Origin of the sequence: Marinigracilibium pacificum, from assembly GCF_012926615.1 — a bacterium.
GTDB classification, from domain to species: Bacteria; Bacteroidota; Bacteroidia; order Cytophagales; family Cyclobacteriaceae; genus Mangrovivirga; species Mangrovivirga pacifica.
In genome coordinates this window covers 212,988-238,032 of record NZ_JABBNU010000006.1, presented here as the reverse complement: position 1 = coordinate 238,032, position 25,045 = coordinate 212,988, and the positions used below count along the sequence as shown (strand labels likewise).

Sequence of the window (25,045 nt, the reverse complement as noted above, 5' to 3'; positions counted from 1 at the left end):
GTATCGAATGAGCGATTCTATTAAACACGAGTGTGGTATTGCAATGTTGAGGTTGCGAAAGCCACTTTCATATTATTTTGAGAAGTACGGCACTCCAATGTATGCCATGAACAAGATGTACTTGTTAATGGAGAAGCAGCACAACCGAGGGCAGGATGGTGCAGGTATTGCCAACTTTAAACTTGATACAAAGCCTGGTCAGCGATATATAAGCAGATACAGGTCGATCGATCCGAATCCTATCCAGGACATTTTCAGAAAGATCACAAAGAAATACCGAAAAGGACTTAAAACTGGAGGAGACAAATTTTATGACTCTGAATGGTTTAAGGATAATGTTGCCTTTTCAGGGGAAGTATGGCTTGGACACTTAAGATATGGTACTCATGGTGTGAATAGTATCGAAAACTGTCACCCGAAACTTCGCCAGAATAATTGGAGAAGCAGAAACCTAGCTGTAGCCGGTAACTTTAACATGACCAATGTCGATGAACTTTTCGACATCCTTGTTAAACTTGGACAGCACCCTAAAGAAAAAGCCGATACGGTAACTGTACTTGAAAAAATCGGTCACTTTCTTGATGATGAAAATCAGAAAATATTTGAAAAATATAAAGGTGAGCTTTCAAACGCAGAAATCACCGAAAGAATAGAAACAGAGCTTGATGTTCAACGTATTCTACAGAGAGCATGTAAAGATTTTGATGGTGGTTATGCCATGGCCGGACTTATAGGTTCAGGTACATCTTTTGTCGCTCGAGATCCTTCTGGTATCAGACCAGCTTACTACTATGCAGATGATGAAATAGTAGTTGTAGCTTCAGAAAAACCTGCAATCAAAACAGCTTTTGGTGTTGAATATTCAGAAATAAAAGAAATCACTCCTGGTCATGCATTGATTATCGAAAAAGATGGATCATATTCTGAAAAATCTTTCAGAGATCCGCTTGAAAAGAAATCATGTAGTTTCGAGAGAATATATTTCTCACGTGGTAATGATCCTGAAATCTACACTGAAAGAAAAAATCTTGGAAAACTGTTACTTCCTCAGATATTTGAATCGATCGATCATGATCTGAAAAATACTGTTTTCTCATATATCCCTAATACGGCCGAGACTTCGTTTTTAGGAATGATGGAAGGTATTGGTGAGTATCTCGCCGAATATCGTAAAGATAGAATTGTAAAAGGAGATCTTGACGATAAAGAGCTTCATGACTTGATGCTGCTTCACCCAAGGGTAGAAAAATTAGTATTGAAGGATGCTAAATTAAGAACCTTCATTACTGACGATAATTCCAGGGATGATCTTGTCTCAAACGTATATGATACGACTTACGAGGTGATTAATAAAAATGTTGACACACTCGTGGTAATTGATGACAGTATAGTTCGTGGAACAACTCTTGAAAAGTCAATTTTAAGAACACTTGACAGGCTTGAACCAAAGAAGATCATAATCGTATCTTCAGCTCCTCAAATCAGATATCCTGACTGTTATGGTATCGACATGTCAAGATTGAAAGAATTCGTTGCATTCAGAGCAGCCCTGGAACTTCTAAAAGAAAGAGGGATGGAAAATCTGATTGACGAAGTTTATGAAAAGTGTAAGTCTGCAGTTGAAGAGAGAACTAATATCAATTACGTAAAAGAACTTTATGCTCCATTTACGGATGAAGAAATTAGTGACCGAATAGCAAAAATTGTTACTCCTGAAAATATGAAAGCTGAAGTATCAGTTATTTATCAAACGGTAGATAACCTTCACAAAGCTTGTCCAAACCACTTAGGAGACTGGTATTTTACCGGTGACTTCCCTACCCCTGGAGGCATGTATGTGGTAAACAAAGCATTCACTTTCTTTATGGAAGGAAAGACTGTCAGAGCATATTAATAATTTTAATAAGAATATTACAGGCAAGTGTCTCCGGATACTTGCCTTTTTTTATTTGTTTTCTTTATATTTGTTCAATTCGAATAACTATATGAAAGCACTCTCGCTCATATCATGCAAACCAATTGGTTTATTAAACCTGCAGCCAATATTTGACTGTTAGTTAATACCTCACCTCGATAAAGACCATTCCGGGTCTTAATAAATTTTCATATTCTTATTTATTAATTGGTATTATACATGTCAAAAGAACAAAAATATGCCCTGGCTATTCATGGTGGTGCAGGGACAATCTTAAAAGAACATATGACCTCTGAAAAAGAGGCTGCCTATCACAAAGCACTTGAAGCTGCATTAAAAGCCGGTGAATATATACTAAAAAGAAATGGATCAGCTATTGATGCTGTAACAGAAGCTGTGGCCTGCCTCGAAGATAGTGACCTTTTTAATGCAGGAAAAGGTTCAGTTTTCACCAACAATGAAGACCATGAGCTTGAGGCTTCTATTATGGATGGCAAAACAAAAAATGCAGGAGCTATATGCGCAGTAAAACATATTAAAAACCCGGTAAGATTATCCAGAAGAATTCTGGATGATAATGAATTTGTCTTTCTTGCAGGAGAAGGCGCAGAAGAATATGCAGTAAAAAATGGCTTTAGTCTTGTAAGTAATGACTATTTCTTTTCTGATTTCAGATATGAACAACTCAAAAGTGTTAAAAATGAAGGCACTATGAAACTTGATCATGACAGTGACAAGAAGTTTGGAACTGTCGGAGCAGTTGCCATTGATAAGGAAGGAAATATAGCAGGTGCTACCAGTACCGGTGGACTTACAAATAAAAAGTATGGAAGAATTGGTGATAGTCCGGTAATTGGAAGTGGAGTCTATGCTGATAATAATGCCTGTGCAATTAGCTGTACTGGTTATGGTGAATACTTCCTCCGAGCCGTTACAGCCTATGATATTGCTGCTATTATGCAGTATAAAGAAGTTTCACTTCAGGAAGCAGCTGATAAGGTCATCATGGAAAAGATGGTCGAACTCGGTGGTGAGGGAGGTATTATCGGTATCGATGGAAAAGGAAATATAGTCTTCTCTTTTAATTGTGAAGGCATGTATCGGGGAAAAGTCACTGAAGGCTTACCTGCCGAAACAATGATCTATAAAAATAACTCTTAAAATACTTTTCAGGCATCCAAAATGGATGCCTGTTTTATTAAATTCCCCTTATAAAAGACACCTTTTACTGTTTTTCCCGTTTGATATTATATCATTTGATCAGTTTTTCACTACAGAATCAATAATTCTATTACTATAAACAGGAAAATGTTTATTGTTTAAACAAATCTGATTAAATTAGAAACTGTATCTAATAATAGAATGGAAAAAGAAAGGTCGCCAGAATACAGACTTACAGCTTTAAAAACACGAGTCGGAAATCATCCGGTCTTGCAAGCATTTCCTCAACCGGGAATTGATCATGCCAATCCATTTTTATTATTACACCATTTAAAGATTAACCGATCAACTGGTGATTATCCGTTGCTTTTTGTACCTCCACATCCCCACAGAGGTTTTTGCCCTGTAACTCTTGTTTTTAACGGAGCGGTCGAGCACAAGGACAGCCTCGGTAATGATGTAATAATCAAAGAAGGGGGTGTTCAATGGATAACGGCCGGAAAAGGCATTATTCATAGTGAAAAAGAGGCTTTAAACGAAGACAATAAAAAATACCGTGACTTTCAGATAATTCAATTGTGGGTCAATCTGAAAGAAAAGGATAAATTAAGTGAACCGGCCTATCTACCTTTAAATAAGAGCGAAATACCTTCAATTCCTTTAGAGAATAAAGAATCAACAATTAAACTAGTATCCGGAAATTACAAGGATATTAAGGGTGTTGAAAAAAGAACCGAGGATATAAACATATTCACAATAAATAGTGTAAAAGGTGAGCACCTATGTTTTGACCTTCCTGCAAGACACCAGGTTGTCATTTATCAACTTGAAGGAATTTCAAGAATTGGTAATGAGTTCGTAGAATCAGGAAATTTAATGTATTATGATCCTGGTAAGGGGAAAATTAAGATTTCAGTTTTAGAAAGTGGTATACTCATTTTACTCTCTGCAGAACAATGGGATGAGAAAGTAGTGGCACATGGCCCTTTTGTAATGAACAGGGAAATCGAAATCATGGAAGCAATACGAGATTTCGAAACTGGCCAAATGGGAAGAATGTAATCAATTTTTAGTCTTCTGTCTGATCACTTCAAACAAACCAATAGAAAGAGAATTAACAACATTTAAAGACGAAACTCCGCCAAATAGTGGAATCATCACTGCGTCATCTAATATACCTAACATTTCTCTAGACAAACCGTGTTTCTCTGACCCGATCACAAAGGCTATTTTACTAACTTTTGAAAAATCAAATTCCCTGAGATCCTTACTTCTATCTGTTAATTCAAGTCCTATTATCTTATAGTTATCCTTTCTCAGTTGGCTCATTAACTCATCAACACTTTTTATAAAAGTATAATTAACCCTTTCGAATGCACTTCTTGATACCTTTCTGGCTTTTTGAGGTAGCTCTTCAATTTCATTGCCAACAAAATAACATTTACTAATATTAAAGGCATCACACAGTCTCAATATCATCCCCATATTAGCTGGTTTTTCAACCCTGTCACAAATAACAATCAAGGATATATTATGAGAGTATACAGGAGTCTGGAAATGATCTAATTGATTAACATTTTTCATTAAATGTGAAAATGCTCATAATATCATAAACTTAAAAATCAGATGAGTTTATTTTAAAATTAACAGGCAGGTTTATATACGAGCGAACAGGAAGTCCATTTCTTTTGGCTGGGATCCATTTTGGAGAATCGAGCAATACCCGGATAACTTCTTCATCAAGTCCATAACCAGGTGACTTAATAACATCAATATTAGACAGTGCTCCATTCTTTTCGATTATAGCTTTAACTACAACAACCCCTTCAATTCCATGTTCTACTGCTTTATCAGGATATTTTGTATTACCATAGATAAATTGAATCAGGTTGACTACTCCTCCGTCAAAAATTGGTTCAGACTCGAGGTCAAATAGTTCATAAATCCGGTTATCAACAGAATGCTGCAGATCATTTGCTTTCAGATCACTCTTTGCTTCGACATTTGACATATTCACTTCTCCGGGTGCATTATTCTCCACTGTAAACAACTCAAATTGCCTTTTTATAAGACCATCTAATAAGGCTATTCTTTCCTTGTAATCTTCTTTAATCTCAGCTTTTTCTATATCCTTTAAAATTAACCTGTATACTAGCCTCGCCTTTTCAAGTTCATTTTGAGAAAAGGAATCGGCCGGTCTGGACTCAAACTCTTTAGCCGCTTTTTCCCATTCCTGGTTAATAAAATGATAATTGAATTTGTCAGCAGATATGTAACTATCCTGCCCCAGGAGCCTGGTTTCGGTTATAAAAATCAATCCTAAAACCGAGAAAAATATTAATTGTGATCTCATACTGCAAAGTTATTTTACAGCAGATTTCAGGTTGAACGAGAATATTAATTTTAAATTAAAAAATTATAAATAAGCTAGAGACCTAATTTTTCACGTAGCAGGCTATATCCATTTTTGGATACAGAAAGTTTCTCTCCCGTTTTAGTAAAAAGTACATATTGCTGCTTTTCTAATGGCTCAATTCTGTCAATAAAATCTGCATTTACAAGAGTTGAGCGATGAATACGATAAAATTGATCAATCGGAAGAACGCTTTCCAGATACTTCAAAGATGTTTGTTTTAAAAACTTCCCGCTCTCATGAATGATGTTAACATAATCATCATCTGCAGTAAAACAAACAATTTCATCAACCGGAAATACATAGACTTTTGACCCTTGCTTTACGGCTACTCTATTTAAAACTTCATTCTGGTCTTTCATTACACTTTCCTGAAGATTAGAATAATTCATCTTTTCACCACTATTCATTCTGTTCCTAGCTTTAGATAATGCAGATACAAGCCTTTCCTGTTCAACAGGCTTTAATAAATAATCAATTGCTTCCAGCTCGAAAGCTTTGACTGCATAGTGGTCGTAAGCGGTAATAAATATCACTTCAGGCAGGTTATCTACCAATTCGATCATTTCCAGTCCATTTAACTTTGGCATATGTATATCAAGAAAAATCAAATCCGGAGACAGCTCACGTATCATTTTGATGCCTTCGAACCCGTCTTGTGCAATACCGACAATATTTATTCCTTCAATATTTTTAAGGTAATACTTGAGTATCTCAATAGCAGGGTTTTCGTCTTCAATAATTAATACATTCATAAATCAAATTGTTGGTCGAGAGGAAAGTGAATTTTCACTATAAAGTTATTTGAGTTTTTAATTACTTCCAGTAAATCAGACCTTCCATATATTAAAGCTAATTGTTTCCGGACATTTTCCAGACCCCATCCCGTCCCTTTTTTCTGACTTGGCATCTGACCAAGATCATTAATAATTGAAACATTGAAAAAGCCATTTTTCACCTCTCCTGAAAACCTAATCTTTATTGGCTGATCACTTTCATTAACACCATGTTTAATGGCATTTTCAATTATTGGCTGGAAAATAAATACTGGTATTTTTACATTTTTGCTATTTGGATCCAGCTCCTCAATCCATTCGAGTCTATCTCCAAATCTCAATTTCTCAAGTGCTATGTATCTTCTGATTTGCTCCATTTCCTCTTCAATCTCAACTATCTTTTCTGAGCGTTTTGAAAGAATTGTTCGTAAAAAAGCGGATAATTTACCCAGATAGGCAGGCATTTTATCGCTTTGTGTAATACTTAATGCAGCCAGGGAGTTTAATGCGTTAAATAAAAAATGAGGGTTTAATCTTGCCTTTAACAAATTTAATTCAACTTCTGTTCGTTGTGCCTTCCAGTCAGCCTCAGCTAAAACGTGTTCTTTAAATGCCTGATAATAATACTTACTATAAAAGAATATCAAAGTCCCGATAAATGATGGTATTGCAATCAATAATTTAAGATAAAAGGAATCACTCCAAAAAGGGATATTTTCACCACTGGCTAATTCAGTAAGTCCTCTTGAGCCCATATGAGCAACAAAAATTATCAATGCTGTAAGTAAAAAATAGGATATAATGAGTTGAAATAACTTCTGAAACCCGGGATTTAAAAAGCTTATAATCTGAGGTACAGGTAAAAAAAACAAAGCTGATAGAATAAAAAAGCTCAGATTCGATAAAAGCACCAAGGACTTTTGCTCTTTAAGAATCAATAATTCTAAATAAGAAAGCAAAAGTCCAAGGATTACATATATCAGGATTAAACCTGAAGTTGACTTTAATTTGTCTGACATTTAGTAGTTAGTTCGAGGTCTTTTAGGGTATGACCTGATCTCCATTCCACCCATAAGAACCATACCAGTTATTTTTAGAACCGGTCTTTCTGTATCTCCGGTTTCGCTTACAATATAACCATCCGTTTTAATTCTCTTATCACTATACCCACCAAAAGCAGCCGATAGTTCATTTTTCACAACCCAATTTGGTGGAATAGACAAATCAATACCTCCAAACATCACAAATACATTCAATTCATGTACACCAGGGGCAAGCTTACAATCAGTAAGATCTATATCAGATCCTCCAAAAATTGCTGTCATCTTTCCTCCCTTAAAAGCCTGGCTGTCATAATATCTGTCTCCCCCTCCAAATAAGGAAAGATCATCTATGGTATCAGGACTCGGGGTATCTCCATTCACTTTTTTTTTACTCCCTGAAGAAACTAACCCTGAATGTCTGACAAAGATACTCGTACCGATTATAATCAGAATACTCGGCCATAATATTGCCCAGCTAATTCTTGGGAAATCAATGAAATCATTTAATAAACTGATTGAACCTATACCCAAAAATATTAAACCAGGAGTTTTATTTCTTTCACCAATAAGTAACATGGTACCAATTGCAATAAATATCATTTCCCATCCGAATAACTCTCTAGGAATGATATCTATACCCAGGTTTCTCAATAAAAATGCAAAACCAATAATGAGTATGATAATTCCAACGTATGCTTTTCTATTTTTCATGATCTTGTGATTTATGATACCAAGGTAACTCAAACTTCAATTTCCTCACAGACCAAATCGGTAAAAGAACTATTTAGACAGGTGAATGGAAACCAGGTCTTTAACCAATATTTATTTGCACTATTTGGATATTATATAAATTTTTCAGAATTTAATCCTGCTATAATACAAAACCAATTTTTTAACTCACCTTACCAATGATTAATTTTTTAACTAAAAAGGTTGTAATAGCATCGTTATTAACCTTTATTTTAATTTTCAATTCTAATGCTCAGCAAGTCAATGCTTTTGCTGAAGTCACAGCAATTTCCGGAACGACACTTTCTCTAACTAACGTAGATGAAACTTTTGACACTTTCGAAGTGGGTGAAAAAATATTAATCATGCAAATGCAGGATGACATAATTGGAGAAACTTCAAACACTGCAACCTTTGGCGATATGAATAACATCAGATCAGCAGGTTTACTTGAAATGGTAGATATCATTTCTGTAAATGAAAGTGGTGGATCTCCTGTTTCAATCGAGGTTGACATGATCAGCAACAACTTTAATATATGTAATAACTGTGCTGTACAAGTAGTTTCATTTCCTGACTTAGGCACAAATTATTCGACCACTGCAGATGTAACCTCAAAAGCCTGGGATGGTAGTACCGGAGGTGTTGTTGCTTTAAGAGTTAGTGGAGTTTTAACACTTAATCATGACATCAATTTGGATGGCAAAGGATTCAGAGGTGGAGCTACAGACGATAACTTTAGCGCATCTGCTTGTGATGAAACCATGTACTATACTTCATCAACCAGTGAATATGCCTCTAAAGGTGAAGGAATTTATAAGGTTACAGATGCTAGTTACCTGAACGGAAGGGGGAAAATCCTTAATGGTGGTGGTGGTGGAAACACACACAATGGCGGAGGTGGCGGAGGTGGAAATCTCAATTCCGGAGGAGATGGAGGTGCCGGTTGGAGTTGTAATGGAACTAATGGTGGTGGAATTGGTGGCCTGGGACTTGAAACTTATATTTCTTCTTCAAGGATGTTTATGGGCGGCGGCGGCGGAGCCGGTGAAGGAAATAATTATGTAAACACTGATGGAGGAAATGGTGGTGGAATCATTATCGTACAGGCTCAGACGCTTAAAACTGTTGGGAATGACTACATGAACATTTCTGCTAACGGAGAAACTGCTGCTGATGCAGGAAATGACGGAGCAGGCGGTGGTGGTGCGGCAGGCTCTATTCTTATGGATGTTCTAACATACAATATTCTGGGCGCTTCGGGTGTCAATATAAGGGCTAATGGCGGAAATGGTGGAAATGTTAATAATTCGAGTGCACATGGCGGCGGCGGCGGTGGTAGCCAGGGCGTCATTATGTTTTCGGCTGCTCATCCGGCAGAAGTCGTATCTGAAACTATAGTTGGATTAGCTGGCTGTGATAACACTTCATGTTCCTCAACAGGACTAAATGCTGGCGGAGCCGATCTTGATGGTATTTTCGTTGGGGCAGGAAGCCCTCTACCTGTCGAATTGATCTATTTTGAAGCAATACCGCTACAATCTGAACAAGCTGTCAAATTAAAATGGGGAACGGCAGTTGAAATTGATAACGAGAAATTTATAATTGAACGATCAGCTGATGGCATCAACTGGACAAGCATTCAAACAATCCAAGGTAATGGTAATTCAAACTCAATCATCCATTACTCTACAATAGATGATGACCCTATAATTGGCAAATCCTATTACAGACTTAGACAAGTTGATTATAATGGCGATATGGAATACTCTGAAATTGTTGCTGTTGAATTTTATACCAACCATAGTTTTTTAGTGTATCCTAATCCAACAACAGATAATCTTTATATCAAATTCGATAGTAGAACTGAAATCGGAAGAATCAGCATGGTTACAACTTCAGGAGCCCTAATTGAACCCAATACAAACTACACTCCAGGAGTAATTACAATCAATACACACTCAATTGCTAGAGGAATGTATAGCTTGATTATAGAAACCAATAAAGAAACTATCACTCGTAAAATTGTCGTAAGATAATTTTACGAGTTATTTCCATTCTACAATTTGACCACGCTCCTTGTCTAGCATATATTCAGGAATATGGCTTTTTATATTTGCTTCTAGAAGACTTATGAGTCTTTCTTTGGCAAAATTCCTAACCACAACCAGACTTACCTCACGCAATGGGTTTACCTCCCCAAAATTTCTGATAAATTCCTTTTCATTAGGATTTATATCATTTACTGCTAATTCCGGCAATAAAGTAAATCCACCTTCCTTTACTACAAGCCTCTTTAACGTTTCCAATGAACCACTTTCATATTTAAATGGCAGCTGAGAGTCATTTTTTTGCTTCATAGCACATAAATTCAGCACCTGATGTCTAAAGCAATGCCCCTGGCTTAAAACCCAGATATTCGGAGAAGAAAGATCTTCGATTGTTATCACTTCTTTCTTGCTCAATTCATGATCAGGATTAACATATGCCTTAATTCCCTCATAAAATAATGGCTTTTCCTTTATCCCGCCTTCATGTAGAGGGGTCACCAATATACCCGCATCAAGCTTATCACTTTTTAACTGATCAACTATATCTTCCGTAACCAGTTCTTTAATTTCTAACTCCAGAAGAGGATATTTCTTTGTGAGCTTTCCAATAAACAATGGAACAAGGTAAGGGGCTAATGATGGTATTACGCCAATTCTAAGTTTACCTGCAATAGTACCTTTCACTTCTTCAACTATTGACTCTAAGCGATCACGCTCACGGATAATATTTCGTGCCTGCTCGATAATCAACTTTCCGGCTTCTGTAGGTACAACAGGCTGCTTTGTACGATCAAATATCTTTACCCCAAGCTGTTCTTCAAGCTTTCTTAGCTGCATACTTAAAGTAGGTTGGGTTACAAAACATTTTTCTGCAGCTGTAGCAAAATGTCGATAGGTATCGACGGCAAGGATATACTCTAATTGAACTAGTGAAATCATAGCACAAAGATAATAGATAGATTTTATCTATCATAATATAGAAACTATTGATTTGATTTATAACCATACCTTAAGCACCTTTGCAACATATCAAAACAAGAAAATAACAATCATGAATAGCACATTAAACTTCATCGGATTAGAAAAAGACAAGGTTGAAAAACTAAGTAAGAATTTGAACAACCTCTTAGCTGATTATCAGATTTTCTATCAAAACCTGAGAGGATTTCATTGGAATATCAAGGGTGAGAATTTCTTTGAGCTTCATGAAAAATTTGAAGAATTATACAAAGATATCAGAGAGAAGATTGATGAAATCGCCGAAAGAATTCTGACTATTGATGGCCAGCCCCTTCACACAATTTCTGACTATTGTGAGATATCAGAAATTAAGGAAGCTAAAAACATAGAAGATGGTCGCGAAGCTGTAGAAATCACGCTTAACGGTTTTCAAATTATTCTTGCTAAACAGCGATCAATAATGAGTCAGGCCCAGGAAGCTGATGATGAAGGAACAATAACATTAATAAGTGATTACATAGCAAATCAGGAGAAAACAGCCTGGATGTTAAAATCATGGTTAAGATAAATTTTGGTAATTGAACATTAAAAATTTAAAAAAATGCAGAACAGAGTATTAAATGTAGGTAGCAGATTTCCTGAATTCGAAAAATTAGCAACAGTAAGTCTGGAAAAAGGCAAAGAATTTGAAACAGTAACAAATACCGATCACCAAAAAGAAGATCAGTGGATGGTAATGTTTTGGTGGCCAAAAGATTTCACTTTTGTATGTCCTACGGAAATAGCTGAGTTCAATAATAACTTTGATGAGTTTAGAGACAGAGATACAGTTTTAGTTGGCGCTTCAACAGACTCGGAGTTTGTACACCTGGCATGGAGAAAAGATCACGAAGATTTAAGAGGTCTTAAGTTCCCAATGATTGCCGACACAAATAAATCTCTAGCTTCTGAATTAGGCATCCTGGAAGAAAAAGAAGGAGTTGCATACAGAGCTACATTTATTGTAGATCCACAAGGAATTATCCGTTGGGTTTCTGTAAATGACTTAAATGTCGGGCGAAATGTCGAGGAGGTTATCCGTGTTCTGGATGGACTTCAAACTGATGAATTATGTCCTTGTAACTGGCAAAAAGGAGAAGAAACTCTACAGCCAGCCTAATTAAAACCAAATACACCTAATTCAATGGAAGAAGTAAAAAACAGTCTTTTTGAAGACCTTGAAATAGATAATCTCAATGAAAGAATTGCATTAAAAGCAATGGTAGTTGGTGAGACGAGATACCTGAAAGACCTTCGTATCAATATCAAAAATGCTCTTAAAACAGATTACATGTCTGAAAAAGAGGCTTTGCTAATGGCTTTTGCAATTGCAATAAATGAAAAAAACGAGATTCTGGCAGATATTTTTGGTAGAAAAGCTGAGAAAGCCGGAGCTGAAGAAGCTGAAATAGCAGAGGCAGCAGCATGCTCAAGCCTTCTTGCGAGTAACAACGTTCTTTATAGGTTCAGACACTTTGCAGATAAAGATGAATACGAAAATGAACCGGCAAGAATCAAAATGAATATTATGATGAAACCGGTTATAGGCAAAGAGTTTTTCGAATTAATAAGTTTGGCAGTCTCAGCAGTAAACGGTTGTGAGCGATGTGTCAAAGCCCATGAAGATTCATTATTGAAAATGGGTTCTAATACCAAAAGAATATTTGAATCTATTAGATTGGCTTCAGTAATTACAAGTCTGGGAAAAGTAATTTATTAATCAGTATATAGCTTGAAAATCAGGGTGTGGTCATAATGATCACACCTTTTTTTATCTGGATTAAATTAAGGTAAGTTAGCGTGTTCAATTACATTCCATTAAATTGCAGTACACCCCAAACATGAAATCCCTGTTAATTTTCTGAAAAATAAAATTGAAGAGTATGAATATTGTACTTCAAGTAGATAAAATATTTAAAAATACACCGGGACTTTCTGTTGCCTTAAAAATAGCTTTGGCAGCCTTTTTGGGAGTCATCATTTACCTGATTATCATAAAAATCATAGGTAAAATAACACACAAGAAAAGGAATATTTCAGGAAAAAAGATAATAGAAATAATCAGGTTTCCATTTATTCTAACATTAATGATTATTGGAGCTCAATTTCCAATAGTTGCCTATCAGAATGAATTTGAAAGCCTTGCCTATCTCAAGCCAATATTCAATGTTATTTTGATATTTTCAATTGCCTGGCTATTGATTCAAATCATTGCGGTTACCAAGATGATCTTACTTTCAAAATTCGACATTACTGAATCTGATAACTACAAAGCCAGAAAAATATATACTCAAATTCAGGTTGCTCAAAGGGTATTAATTTTCCTAATACTATTCCTTGCATTTGCCGCTTCATTAATGACTTTTGAAAATGTCAGGGAGTTAGGAGTAAGCTTGTTTGCATCTGCCGGTATAGGAGGAATTATCATTGGTTTTGCAGCTCAAAAAGTAATTGGATCTTTCCTTGCTGGAGTTCAAATAGCAATTACTCAACCAATTAAACTTGACGATGTGGTGATTGTTGAAGGAGAATGGGGCTGGGTTGAAGAAATAAACCTGACTTATGTAGTTGTAAAAGTATGGGATCAACGAAGAGTCATTTTACCTACTCCTTACTTTCTTGAAAAACCATTTCAAAACTGGACCAAAACTTCAGCAGACTTATTGGGAACGGTATTTGTTTATACCGATTATAAAATTCCGATTGATGAAATCAGAAAATTCTATACAGATTTGATCAAAAAACAGGATTTATGGGATGGAAAAGTTCAAAACCTGCAGGTCACCAATGCAACTTCAGATACTCTTGAGTTAAGATTCATGATGAGTGCTGCTAATTCTCCTACCTTATGGGATTTAAGAGTAAAGGTTCGTGAGGAGCTAATAAAGTATATTCAAACAAATTTTTCTGAACATTTACCTCGTACACGAGTTGAATTAAAAAAAATCACTGATCAGGAATGACTGAAACTTAAAATTTAGTAAATTGTTGGTATGCGTAAACTCTGTTCATATATACTTTTAACTTTCATCGTAATCGGATTTTCCGGATGCAAGGATAATGTATTTAAGGAAAATTCCGGGTCGGTAAGTTATTACCTGGATGATAAATTGATTGAAAGTAAAGCTTCAGACGTTGACATATCAGTTAACCCGAACAGCAAGGGATATATGGAAGTTTATTTTAACGCATATACATTTGTTAAAGAAAATGGAACTCCGGGATATCAGAACCTGTTCATGTTCTTCCACACGGATGATCTGATAGGAAAGTATGTATATGGCCAGAAATTTGGGGTTTCAAGAATGGGATTATGCAATGATGACAATGCTATAAAATGCCTTTCTTCTCAAACTTGTAATGACAAACAATTTAGTCTTACAATAACCTCTTACAATCAGGAAACTAAAACTATCGATGGATACTTTGATGGCAAAGTATGCACCGAAAGTGGCAACTCTATATATATAACAAAAGGCGTTATAAAAAACGCCCTTGTTCGATTTCAATAAGTCATATAATCAATTAAGCAGAAATATTTTCAGCTAATTTTCTGGCAATATCTGGTAGTTGTACAACACCTGATTCACGCCACTTTAATTCACCATTTTTAAATATCATTACTGTAGGCACCCCTCTAATCTGTAGCTTTTGAGCAAGCTCCTGATTTTTATCAACATCGATTTTTAAAATCCTTGCCTTTCCTTTAAACTGTTTGGCAGCCTCATCAATTATTGGCTCCATCATTTTACAAGGACCACACCATGTAGCATGGAAATCGATTAAAACAGGCATATCCTGGTTCACTAATTCTTTAAAACTTGCCATATTTTTCTATAAATGTAAAACCTGTATATTCTAATTACGTTTGTTAATCTTTCTACCTCACCTATTTGAGCCGATATGCAAAACAAACAGTTATATACACGTCAATTTTGGTTACTTTGTTTTAGTTCCTTTCTGTTTTTTGCTAGTTTCAATATTTTAATCCCTGAATTACCTAGTTATTTATCAGATATGGGCGGGGAAGAATATCTTGGTTGGATCATAGGTCTTTTTACAATTTCTGCAGGATTAAGTCGCCCATTTAGTGGGAAGTTGACTGATACTATCGGTAGAATCCCAATAATGATCTATGGCGTTTTTGTATGCATAATTGCAGGGATTCTATATTCACATGTAACAACTGTTTTTGGATTGCTAGCACTTCGACTTGTTCATGGTATGTCAACCGGATTTAAACCAACAGCTACTTCTGCTTATGTGGCAGACATTAGTCCTGACCATAGAAGAGGTGAAGCAATGGGGATCCTGGGTATGTTTGGTGGATTAGGAATGGCAATGGGTAATACCATTTCAAGTTGGATAGTGATGAATTATTCCATAAATGCAATGTTTTATACAAGCTCAGGATTGGCGTTGGCTTCAATTCTTGTTCTGTTTGGAATGAAGGAAACACTTGAGAAAAAACAAAAATTCAATTTTTCATTACTTAAAGTAAGTTTAATTGACATTTATGAACCAAGAGCATTGCCCGCTGCAATCACTATGGGGTTATCAGTCTTCTCTTTTGGAATAGCACTTACATTAATTCCTGATTTAAGTGAGCACCTAGGATTAGAAAACAAGGGGATTTTCTTCGGAATATTTATGAGTGCTTCAATAGTGATCAGGCTTATTGCCGGAAAACTTTCAGATAAATATGGTAGAATACCAGTCCTGATTTCTGGTCTGGTAATGTTGAGTTTTACGATGTTTCTAATTGGGGCAAGTACAAATCTTAAATTACTATATATAGCTGCAGTAATATTTGGTTTTGCAGCAGGTATCAACTCCCCGACAATCTTTGCCTGGACAATAGACCTTGCCGAAGACAAATACCGTGGACGAGCTCTGGCAACGGTATTCATTGCACTAGAAATAGGTATAGGATCCGGAGCATTTATATCAGGAGCTATATATGACAGTAACCCGAAAAACTTCAGTTATGCATTCTGGACTGGTGGAATTGTAGCATTAATAGCTGTATTTGTTAGCATATATTACTTTAGAAAATCAAGGAAACTAGCAACTGAAAACTACGAATCTTAAATATTTGTTAACTTCAACAAAATTTTTTGTTATGAAGAAGACGGTATTTGCATTTCTACTTTTAATATTTATTTCTATTGGGTCTAAAGCCCAGAATGTAGCTGTATCCTTTTCATATTTCTTTCCTAAAGAAGGGTACCCATCTGTACCAGTCAGTCCGTTTTCTATAAGAGGACTTGGCTTTGATCTTAATGATTATTTTGCAATTCAAACCGGAGGCACTTTATACCTTTTGAGTGGAATGCAAATCAAAGACCTCCCTTTAGAGAGTAAAAAGCCATTATCAGGACCATCTTTTACAGTTATGGTCCCTGTAGAATTAATGCTTTCTTTACAAACACAGCAGATGGACTTCAATTTTAAAGGTGGTGTATTTGGTTTTTTTAATATTTGGCAAAAACTAAATACAGGTAATATTGACAGAGCTATAAGAAATTATGAAAACTGGGAAGTTGCCAATAGCGATATCGATTTTAAGCAGAAGCCGGGATGGGGTTTCCATGGAGGTGCAGAGGTAGTTTTTTATCCCAATAATAAATACGGAATTTCCCTTGAAGGAATTTACTATCTTGGGGGAGCGAATATACCATTAAGCGGATCATACACCGGTGGTAATTCCGGGGATACTTTTCAAACAATCAATGTAGACTACAAGGATGCTATATTTGATTTTACGGGTTTTGAACTTAGTATAGGAGTGATAATTTTATAATTCAATCATTATATACATCCAGAAGTGCCATGTCTTTCTGACTAGACGCATATTTGTTTACCAATGCCTTGTATCCATTCATTCCCATATCATCTCTCAGTTTTGGATTATTCACAAGAGTAAGAATAGCTTCTACAAATTCATTTTGATTTGTATAATGCAACCCACAATTATTATCAATAACTAATTCCATTTGTGGTATACTATTAGAAACAATTAATGGCTTCTTACCAAACATATATTGAAATATCTTATTAGCAATTCCTGATTCATGTTGAGGATTTTTATGAATTGGTGAAAGACATATATCAGAAATATTTAAATAATCAGGCAATTCAGACACATCAATCCAAGGTATATATTTTACAACTGAGCTATATGTATCTGAAGTAATAATATCGTTGAATTTAATTTTATCAGCATTATCAACCGGACCAATTATCAACAATCTAACGTTTGCACCTCTATCGTTAGCTTGTTTTGTCGCTTTAATAGCATCAAACACACCCCTTCGTTCTGCTACTACCCCAAAATAAAAAAGAGTCACTTCACTAAATATTCTGGGTTTATTGTAATCAACTGGAAATTCTTCAAATCTCTTTATATCAATAGTATTTGGGTACACATAAAAGGATTTTTTGTTAAGTGATGGGTATTTTTCTATTAATTGGTCTCTGTAATGATCACTTAAAACAACAATTTTATCTGCTGCCTTCAAATACTTAAATTCCCATTCCTTCCATTTATCAGGGTTAGAAAGAAAATTTCTTAAGGTTCCTTTTGTCCAATTATATGAAACCAGGGCATCAGGATAATTTTCGTGTAGATCAACTACGAGCATAACATCTTTGCCAGCTTTATTGATGGCATCACGAGCAGGCATAGCTAAATAAAGATCATGTACATGAAGCTTGGTAAGCTCATATTTCTCAATAAATCGACGAATATTTACTGACCATAATTGTCTGTAAAAAGGAAGTCGAACATTAAAAAAATACAAAATATTTTTCTTTTTGTCAGAAATTGAGATCCTGTCAACAGTTATTTCATCATAACTTTTAGTCGTTTTCCCTTCAAAGGAGAAACAAAGCACATAAACATCATATCCAGCTTCAGTCAGAACTCGAACCTCCTTTTGGACTCTTACATCATAATCAAAATCATTGTCTACTACTATTCCAATCTTCTTTTGCACTACAGAGTAATTTTAAAAATGCCAATTTAAATAAAATGAAACAAAAACCCGATCATTAATATAATGATCGGGCTTATTCAATTTATTTAAATTCCTTTTGATGGAATCAATTAATTAATCATTTGAATCAGACTCAGGACTCCAATCAATTCCAAATCTTCTGGCATAATCTTCTAATGGCCCCAATCCAACCTCAGCTCTACGCTTATTAACATTAGCAGGATCGACAAGTTCATGAACCTGAGTTTCCCCTGTTTCATTATTGGTGGTAATTTGAGAACCATAAATTTGAGGGCGTCCATTTCTCATTTCAATTCTATCAACAAGCAAAGCTAATTGACTCCCAGATGACTCACCTTTTTTAACCGATTCAGTCATTAAGGGAATGTACTTTTCCTGAATTTCCAGTGGAGCATGCTGAATCACTAACCACAAAGCTGTATTTGCCTTTCCTCCAACCAGGCTTTTTCCAACCCAACCATGTTTTTCAATAATTTCAACTACTTCCTTCTCAAGCTTCTTATCCTCTGCTTGCATTAATGACCAAAAGTATTTCATCTCATCTGAGTCTGTACCAAATTTTTCTTCAGCAGGTTCCAAAAGATGTCTTAGCATTTGATCTTCAACATAAATTCTTTCTAGTTGTGCCTGAAGTTCCTTGTCAAAGTCCTTTTCGTATTCAGCTTTATTAGCCAAGGCTTTTTCGACTATTGAATCCCATTTTTCATGATCATGAATTGATTTCAGGTCTTCATCTCGCTTCATCCAGGAGGCATCCTTCCACCCTGTATCAATAGCCTTTAGAAGAAAACTTATGGCTTTATCTGATTTCCCAGCAAGAGCATGTGAGCAAGCTGCATTATAATAATGAGATGAAGTTCCTGTTTCTAACTCCAGTGCTTTAGCATATAGGTCAGCCGACTCTAAATACTCTTTATCATCATACTTTTTACCAGCATCAGCTATTAACTCGTTGAAAGATTGTGAATAAACTGGAATAAAAACAGCAAATAATAAAATTACAGATAATGTTCTTTTCATGGTTTAGATAGATTTATTTCCATAAACTAACTAAAACCTAATTAATAAAACTAATGTTTAAGTTAAAAAACTTAACATTTAGTTTAATTATCAGAATGAAGCGCAATCCGGTTGCCCTCGGTATCAGAAAACACCGCCATATATCCATGCTCAGGTGAAATTTGCCTTTTATGAATCATTAAGGTGCCTCCGGCAGCCTCAATCCTTTCCTGAACAATTTCCAAATCAGGATTGACATTTAAATATATTAAAGGCCCTGCGGGTCCGGTTTTATAATATTCATTTTGTACAAGGGCCCCTCCTATTTTATCGTGAGGGAAAATTCCCATTTTAAAATCACCGAAGTCTTCTATTTCAATGGAAATATCAAGAATAGCTTCGTAGAAAGATTTTGCACGCTGGAGGTCATCCACTGGTATTTCAAACCAGCTGATCCATGATTGTGGTGTTGGTGATGGTGACATGAGTTTTTGATTTAATATAATAAAAAAGGTTCAATCATAGTTGATTGAACCTTCGTATTATTTGAGTAATACATTTTCCTTTTTAAAAATTTGTAATGACAAACTTCATATACAAATTAACAGCACAATCACTAACCCATTCTGAAACACCCCAAGAAGGAACTTCCACATTGTTACTATCATAATAAGCTTTTGGATATGGATTCGGAGTTTCTAACTGCAAATCATCAAAGATTACCCTATATAACAAATCACCATTTGCATTATAAATATTCCCTTCTTTAGTGTACCTGGCATCAACTTGTTGATCGACTGTAGAAATTCCATAACCTATAATATTCAAATCATTTTGTCGATCATAGATAGTTACCTTAAAATCTCTTTCCCCAGAGGAGTTAAAAAAAGTACTTTCAGAAATATATTTATCAGAATAGCTAGAATAAGATGTAACTTCCAAATCAACATTATAGGTAATCACCGTGGATATATAAAATTCATTTTCAAAAAATATATAAGAAATCCTTTTTGCCTGATCTTCTAAATATTCGAATTCATATTTTGAAACATTGTCTGGCCTGTCAAAATAAGTCACCTTTTCTTCAATCAACTGATTATTATTGTTATAACTAAGGTTTATTCTCCATTGGGCTACTTCTTTATTAAATACTGTTACAATTATTGGTCGGTTATAATTGTCATATTCAATTGAGATATAATATCCTTCTTCCCCCCACTTTATCAGATTGTTATTTTCATCATAAATTCGAGTATAGCTTTTAGGACCAGTATACTCACTGTTGTAATCTGATATTATATTTAAGTATTTGTCATATTCAAGATCATAAGTACTTACATTTCCACTATGCCCAAGCTTTGTATAAGAAGTTATCAGCCCTTGTTCATCAAATTCAAAATCATAATACTTCTCATATGAGTTAGAGGCCATCGTAATTACACCGGACTCATCATATGTATATTCATAAACTCTGTCCTTCTTGTTATAAGGCTTTTTATACTGATGAAGGTACAGTGAAGATAGTACTTTCTCATTTTCAAAGGTATGCTCCAACCCGTAAACCATATAATAGTCATCACCAACTATCTGCTCAAAGCAGACAAGAAAGTTATTCAGGTTAAAAGATTCGGTATTGCTGATTTTAATTGTTGTGGTATCAGCACCTTCAACAAACCTGACAGGCCGGGTATCAACTTGAGGTGCAATATCCTCATCAGATGAAAAAGGACATGCAGTAAGGATAAAAAGTAGTGGTAAAAAGTAAAAAAATCTCATTATGTTCTGTTGCTAAAAAGTTTATCACTAATTTTTGATAATCAAATACGGTTGGCTTATATGTAAAATTATAGCTTATTAAATTCTGGAATAAAAAATAATTCTTTAACTGAACTAATTATCCAGTACGGGACATTCGTCTCATCTATTACACTACCTTTAATATCTTTAAACTGATAAGTATAATTATTCGGATCAACTGAATCTGAATATTCAATTGTATTGATAAATTCTCCATTTGCATCCCTGAAAGTCGCAGTTTTTGTATAATTCGCATTACCACTTTGACGAACATCCACCTCCACATACCCTAGTAAACTTCTATTTTCTCCATCCATTTCAAGAATTTCCATTTTATAATGACTTTCACCGGAAGGAGTAAAGTATGTTTCTGATAATGCCAGAGGTAAATTATCCTTAATATAATAGGTGTTAGTTATAAAACTTTCCTTTTTAACCAATTCACTATTCAGGTTGTAATTCTTTTTACCTGACACTCCAACAATTATACTATTATCAGCTATATCATTAGCATAAGTGATAAATATCAATGTATCGGTTAAGTATTCAAATTCCTTTTTACTATACGAAAAGGTGCCATCTTCGTAATACCAGAATAGATCTTCTCCTATGATTTGACCTCTTTCATTATAATTCATTTCAGTTTTTGTAAATGGCTTATCCTGTGGATCATAACGTGTAGATTTAGTTGGCCTGTTATCTGAATACTCATATAATATATAGGCTCCGCCATTCATATTCCATCTGACAATATTATTTGAATCATCATAAAACCGCAAATAATCAGTTATACCGTCGGTTTCAGAAATGACATTTTTGTATTTATCATATTCTACATTATAATTATATTCATTCCCCTTAAGTCCACGAGTATATTCTTTGATCAATCCATCTATATCGAATTTAAAATTATAGAAATTATCATGTGAACTATTTACCGCAGTTATGATTTCATTTTGATATACATAGTCAAATTGATTATAACTAAATATATATGGCTTTAAATACTGATTAGTGTAAAGGGAATTAAGAATTTTGCTACCGTTATAAGTATGATCAAGAGCTAAAATCTGATAATAATCATCCTCGACTATCTGCTCAAAACACACCAGAAAGTTGTTCAGGTTAAATGATTCTGTATCACTAATTTTAATAGTAGTGGTATCAGCACCTTCAACAAACCTGACAGGCCGTGTGTCTACTTGAGGTGCAATATCCTCATCAGATGAAAACGGGCATGCCGTAAGAATAAATAGTAGTGGTAAAAAGTAAAAAAATCTCATGTCTCTTAATTCGTAATAATTCCTAAAAAAGTAGGTCGAAATTATTCAATTTAAACTCCATCCGAAAGCTTTATTATGCATAAAACTGAATCCTAATTGATATTCAATTTAAACTCAGCTTTTTACAAAAAAAAGTCTGGATAATATTCCCAGGCAAAATATTTTATTTCAAATTTAGTTTAGCTAAAAACTGCAATTGCAATTCTCAAAATTAATTCTATAATAAAGATTAACCACTATACAGTTGTACAACCCTTACCTTTACTTTTATCATCAGAAGATTTTGTATAAGTAGAATTACCAGTTTTATTTCTGTTTGATGGTATCTCAACCCCTCTCTTTATTAACCTTCATCAGTTCACTCATCCTCATTAGAGCATCTGTATTTGCCCTGGCATTTGTTATTGAAATTATCCTTGCAAATTCCTTATCCAGATCTTCGTTTGACAAATGTTTATATCCAAACTCCTTATTTCCAGATTGATCATTTGCTTCCGATTCTGATTTCTGTTTTAAATCATTTTGAGAAGTAATTGTAAATAACTCTTCTTCCCCATATTTACATTCCACTTCAATAATTCGACCTGTGGACTCACTCCACCTTAGGCATTCATCAACATTTAGTTCCTCAGATATAGAATTTCTAACTAAAAACTTTAGAAAATCCATAAACATATTCTCTACCGGAGTAATAATAACTCTAAACTTCCCACTAAAATCTATATTTTTTGGGTCAGCAATTTTTGCCCTGATATACCTTTTAATCCCACTCGCAATTAAACTAGGGTTCACATGAGTAAATACCCCCATAAATGAAGTTAACTGACTCTCCTTTTCCTGCATGCTTACACCCGAAAAGCCAATATCCTCAGATTCATAATTAATCGATTCAATACTTTTCTTAGCTAATATCAAATCCGGATTGCCCAAAAAATTGACTTTATCAATTTTCTTAAATCCTCCATTTTCCTTTGGTTGAAATTGCTGAGCAAGCCTTATACCTTTTTCTTGAGTGACATCATATGCTTCAACAATAATTGCGTCAACTCGAGAATCATTATCATCTCTTAAAAAACCTTCGTACCCAATAACAAACCTTTCGAATGGTTTTTCTTCTTTTTCTAATACCTTTTGTGCAAACTCTACCGGATTGCCTTCTGCCATTAGCATTCGGGTCAGTTTTTTTCCATTACTATCTTCAAGATACATAAATGGACTTATTGGACCTTCCATATCATGTCGGAGAAATACGCCCCAATCAAGACCATATATACTTAAATCTTCGAGTTTTTGATTATTGTTTGAAATATTCATAGTTGTAAATCGGTAAAAAAATATAATCAATGAATTTCATGTTAATACAACAACTACTAACAGATGTAACCCACTAATTATTGAAATCATACCTATCCAAAACTTGATAAATCAACAAATCATTTAAAGCAATTACTGCTATTTTAAATGGCATTTCACACATTTTTGGGTTAAATTATAAAGAAGCATATTCATCATAGTTTACCACCACAATTTGGCTAATATCAGACTCCATAGCCAATAAAATATAGTCTTATGGTGTAATAAAACACATAATATAATGAAGCATCTGTATTCAGTAATGATCTTATTGCTTTGTATTCCATCATTGATATTTAGTCAATACAAAGACACAACTTATATCAATCTTGGTGGTGCAGTCCGGTTTAACACTATGTTCACAATCTATGAGGGTAATACATTTAAACTACCTACTGAAAATAGAAATGGCATTTTCTGGGATGTATTAAGATTTGAAGTTGATGGAAAAGCGAAAGGAATCGGATTTGACTATGAATATCGTGTTTATCCGGGCTTTAACTGTCATTTTCTTAAAAAAGGATACCTAAGCTATGATTTCAACAGTCAATATAGTCTGGAATTAGGTATCACTCAAAAACCATTTGGAATGCTTCCATATTTAGGGAATTCATGGTGGTTTCAATTACCTTACTACGTTGGACTTGAAGATGATTATGATACAGGAATTAAGTTATCACATATATCCGATTCCGGTAATTTCAGATGGAAAATAGCATACTTCATTATGGCAGAGCCGCGAGGCCAGTCAGACCCGGAATATGGAAGTTATACATCGGCCCGATATTCATATGATGTTATTCCTCTTGACGGTTATAATGGTAACAAGGAAAGGAATCAAGCAAATATCTGGATGGAAGCAGATATTACAAATTCAATCACTGGAGGGTTATCTTTTGAAGTGGGACAAATTTACAATTCAAACATTGACGAAAGCACACCACATTATGCGTTTTCAGCCCATTCTTCAATAGACCTTGGAAAGAAAATGAACATAAAACTTCAAGGCACATATTATAATTACACAGACATAAAAAATGATGAAGGCACTAAGATCGTTGACTATATTAATATGGGGGCCTATGGATTTGGCACATACCAGGCTGCAAAAGAAGCTACTATACTATCAATAGGTCTTTCATTTCATCAACCGGTAAACTGGGGACCAATCGAATCTTTAACATTTTATGAAGATTACAGTTATATGTTTAAGTCTGGAAAAATCAACATCTCTGGTCAGGAGTTTTCATTCATAGATACTCAACATAATGTTTTGGGTTTTCTGGTGACCGCCGGCTTTGTCTATGCATATTTTGATATTGCATCTGGTATAAATCAACCTTGGTTAAGTGATTCTTTTGGAGGAACTGCCCTGAGCACCGGTCGAGGCGAAAATATTGGATTTGCCCCTGGTGAAGAAACTGATCAGGGAGAGATCAATCGATTAGATGACAGTCCACCGTTTAACACACGATTTAATATTAATGTCGGATTCTACTTTTAGGTG

Annotated in this window: 25 protein-coding genes; 12 read left to right on the top strand and 13 right to left on the bottom strand. The window is 34.8% G+C overall.

Annotation, left to right across the window (positions count from 1 at the left end; genetic code table 11):
- The first annotated feature begins 7 nt into the window (after nucleotides 1-7).
- From HH304_RS11230 to HH304_RS11220, 3 genes are all read left to right on the top strand, one after another.
- A complete protein-coding gene (locus HH304_RS11230) occupies nucleotides 8-1,894 on the top strand; it encodes an amidophosphoribosyltransferase (protein WP_169681446.1) in 1,887 nt (628 codons plus the stop codon).
- Nucleotides 1,895-2,134: 240 nt separating this feature from the next.
- Nucleotides 2,135-3,076 carry an isoaspartyl peptidase/L-asparaginase family protein gene (locus HH304_RS11225; RefSeq protein ID WP_169681444.1) on the top strand — a complete coding sequence of 314 codons (942 nt, stop codon included), beginning with the start codon at nucleotides 2,135-2,137 and terminating at the stop codon, nucleotides 3,074-3,076.
- 201 nt (nucleotides 3,077-3,277) lie between these two features.
- On the top strand, nucleotides 3,278-4,138 hold the full coding sequence (locus tag HH304_RS11220) for a pirin family protein (protein ID WP_169681442.1): 861 nt from the start codon (nucleotides 3,278-3,280) through the stop codon (nucleotides 4,136-4,138).
- Here HH304_RS11220 and HH304_RS11215 read toward each other — a convergent pair whose 3' ends face one another.
- From HH304_RS11215 to HH304_RS11195, 5 genes are all read right to left on the bottom strand, one after another.
- The gene (locus tag HH304_RS11215; protein WP_169681440.1) at nucleotides 4,139-4,660 is read right to left on the bottom strand and encodes a TrmH family RNA methyltransferase; all 522 of its coding nucleotides are present in this window, start codon (nucleotides 4,658-4,660) and stop codon (nucleotides 4,139-4,141) included.
- Nucleotides 4,661-4,691: 31 nt separating this feature from the next.
- The gene (locus HH304_RS11210; RefSeq protein WP_169681438.1) at nucleotides 4,692-5,429 is read right to left on the bottom strand and encodes an energy transducer TonB; all 738 of its coding nucleotides are present in this window, start codon (nucleotides 5,427-5,429) and stop codon (nucleotides 4,692-4,694) included.
- A 74-nt stretch (nucleotides 5,430-5,503) separates the two neighbouring features.
- Complete coding sequence (locus HH304_RS11205; protein ID WP_169681436.1) at nucleotides 5,504-6,244, bottom strand: LytR/AlgR family response regulator transcription factor; 741 nt, start codon at nucleotides 6,242-6,244, stop codon at nucleotides 5,504-5,506.
- A complete protein-coding gene (locus HH304_RS11200) occupies nucleotides 6,241-7,284 on the bottom strand; it encodes a sensor histidine kinase (RefSeq protein WP_169681434.1) in 1,044 nt (347 codons plus the stop codon). Before HH304_RS11200 ends, HH304_RS11205 begins: the two co-directional genes overlap by 4 nt.
- On the bottom strand, nucleotides 7,285-8,019 hold the full coding sequence (locus HH304_RS11195) for a LiaF transmembrane domain-containing protein (RefSeq protein ID WP_169681433.1): 735 nt from the start codon (nucleotides 8,017-8,019) through the stop codon (nucleotides 7,285-7,287).
- A gap of 197 nt (nucleotides 8,020-8,216) precedes the next feature.
- Here HH304_RS11195 and HH304_RS11190 point away from each other — a divergent pair, with 197 nt between their 5' ends.
- On the top strand, nucleotides 8,217-10,076 hold the full coding sequence (locus HH304_RS11190) for a T9SS type A sorting domain-containing protein (RefSeq protein ID WP_169681431.1): 1,860 nt from the start codon (nucleotides 8,217-8,219) through the stop codon (nucleotides 10,074-10,076).
- Nucleotides 10,077-10,085: 9 nt separating this feature from the next.
- Here HH304_RS11190 and HH304_RS11185 read toward each other — a convergent pair whose 3' ends face one another.
- Nucleotides 10,086-11,027 carry a hydrogen peroxide-inducible genes activator gene (locus HH304_RS11185; RefSeq protein ID WP_169681429.1) on the bottom strand — a complete coding sequence of 314 codons (942 nt, stop codon included), beginning with the start codon at nucleotides 11,025-11,027 and terminating at the stop codon, nucleotides 10,086-10,088.
- Nucleotides 11,028-11,139: 112 nt separating this feature from the next.
- On the opposite strand from HH304_RS11185, the gene HH304_RS11180 reads away from it, so the two are divergent.
- The 5 genes from HH304_RS11180 to HH304_RS11160 all read left to right on the top strand — a co-directional run bounded on the left by HH304_RS11180 (nucleotide 11,140) and on the right by HH304_RS11160 (nucleotide 14,599).
- On the top strand, nucleotides 11,140-11,616 hold the full coding sequence (locus HH304_RS11180; protein ID WP_169681427.1) for a Dps family protein: 477 nt from the start codon (nucleotides 11,140-11,142) through the stop codon (nucleotides 11,614-11,616).
- 33 nt (nucleotides 11,617-11,649) lie between these two features.
- The gene (locus HH304_RS11175) at nucleotides 11,650-12,207 is read left to right on the top strand and encodes a peroxiredoxin (protein WP_169681425.1); all 558 of its coding nucleotides are present in this window, start codon (nucleotides 11,650-11,652) and stop codon (nucleotides 12,205-12,207) included.
- Between the two features lie 24 nt (nucleotides 12,208-12,231).
- Nucleotides 12,232-12,807 (top strand): carboxymuconolactone decarboxylase family protein, encoded by a 576-nt coding sequence (locus HH304_RS11170; protein ID WP_169681423.1) that lies wholly within the window; start codon nucleotides 12,232-12,234, stop codon nucleotides 12,805-12,807.
- 163 nt (nucleotides 12,808-12,970) lie between these two features.
- The gene (locus tag HH304_RS11165) at nucleotides 12,971-14,050 is read left to right on the top strand and encodes a mechanosensitive ion channel family protein (protein ID WP_271711594.1); all 1,080 of its coding nucleotides are present in this window, start codon (nucleotides 12,971-12,973) and stop codon (nucleotides 14,048-14,050) included.
- Nucleotides 14,051-14,080: 30 nt separating this feature from the next.
- Nucleotides 14,081-14,599 (top strand): hypothetical protein, encoded by a 519-nt coding sequence (locus HH304_RS11160; protein ID WP_169681422.1) that lies wholly within the window; start codon nucleotides 14,081-14,083, stop codon nucleotides 14,597-14,599.
- A gap of 13 nt (nucleotides 14,600-14,612) precedes the next feature.
- Here HH304_RS11160 and trxA read toward each other — a convergent pair whose 3' ends face one another.
- Nucleotides 14,613-14,915 (bottom strand): thioredoxin, encoded by a 303-nt coding sequence (gene trxA, locus HH304_RS11155; protein ID WP_169681420.1) that lies wholly within the window; start codon nucleotides 14,913-14,915, stop codon nucleotides 14,613-14,615.
- A 75-nt stretch (nucleotides 14,916-14,990) separates the two neighbouring features.
- On the opposite strand from trxA, the gene HH304_RS11150 reads away from it, so the two are divergent.
- Both HH304_RS11150 and HH304_RS11145 read left to right on the top strand, forming a co-directional pair.
- Nucleotides 14,991-16,178, top strand: a complete 1,188-nt coding sequence (locus tag HH304_RS11150; RefSeq protein WP_169681417.1) for an MFS transporter — start codon at nucleotides 14,991-14,993, stop codon at nucleotides 16,176-16,178.
- A gap of 31 nt (nucleotides 16,179-16,209) precedes the next feature.
- On the top strand, nucleotides 16,210-16,890 hold the full coding sequence (locus HH304_RS11145) for a hypothetical protein (RefSeq protein WP_169681415.1): 681 nt from the start codon (nucleotides 16,210-16,212) through the stop codon (nucleotides 16,888-16,890).
- 1 nt (nucleotide 16,891) lies between these two features.
- Here the strand turns inward: HH304_RS11145 and HH304_RS11140 are convergent, their stop codons facing one another.
- From HH304_RS11140 to HH304_RS11115, 6 genes are all read right to left on the bottom strand, one after another.
- Nucleotides 16,892-18,085, bottom strand: a complete 1,194-nt coding sequence (locus HH304_RS11140) for a glycosyltransferase family 4 protein (RefSeq protein ID WP_169681413.1) — start codon at nucleotides 18,083-18,085, stop codon at nucleotides 16,892-16,894.
- A gap of 114 nt (nucleotides 18,086-18,199) precedes the next feature.
- Nucleotides 18,200-19,126: a DUF6624 domain-containing protein gene (locus HH304_RS11135; RefSeq protein ID WP_169681411.1), complete on the bottom strand. Its 927-nt coding sequence runs from the start codon at nucleotides 19,124-19,126 to the stop codon at nucleotides 18,200-18,202.
- 83 nt (nucleotides 19,127-19,209) lie between these two features.
- Nucleotides 19,210-19,590, bottom strand: a complete 381-nt coding sequence (locus HH304_RS11130) for a VOC family protein (protein ID WP_169681409.1) — start codon at nucleotides 19,588-19,590, stop codon at nucleotides 19,210-19,212.
- A gap of 82 nt (nucleotides 19,591-19,672) precedes the next feature.
- Nucleotides 19,673-20,881 carry a hypothetical protein gene (locus HH304_RS11125; RefSeq protein WP_169681407.1) on the bottom strand — a complete coding sequence of 403 codons (1,209 nt, stop codon included), beginning with the start codon at nucleotides 20,879-20,881 and terminating at the stop codon, nucleotides 19,673-19,675.
- A gap of 68 nt (nucleotides 20,882-20,949) precedes the next feature.
- On the bottom strand, nucleotides 20,950-22,185 hold the full coding sequence (locus tag HH304_RS11120) for a hypothetical protein (protein WP_169681406.1): 1,236 nt from the start codon (nucleotides 22,183-22,185) through the stop codon (nucleotides 20,950-20,952).
- A gap of 327 nt (nucleotides 22,186-22,512) precedes the next feature.
- Complete coding sequence (locus HH304_RS11115) at nucleotides 22,513-23,499, bottom strand: hypothetical protein (RefSeq protein ID WP_169681404.1); 987 nt, start codon at nucleotides 23,497-23,499, stop codon at nucleotides 22,513-22,515.
- 280 nt (nucleotides 23,500-23,779) lie between these two features.
- Between HH304_RS11115 and HH304_RS11110 the strand changes: the two genes are divergently transcribed.
- A complete protein-coding gene (locus HH304_RS11110) occupies nucleotides 23,780-25,042 on the top strand; it encodes a hypothetical protein (protein ID WP_169681402.1) in 1,263 nt (420 codons plus the stop codon).
- The last annotated feature ends 3 nt before the right edge of the window (nucleotides 25,043-25,045 follow it).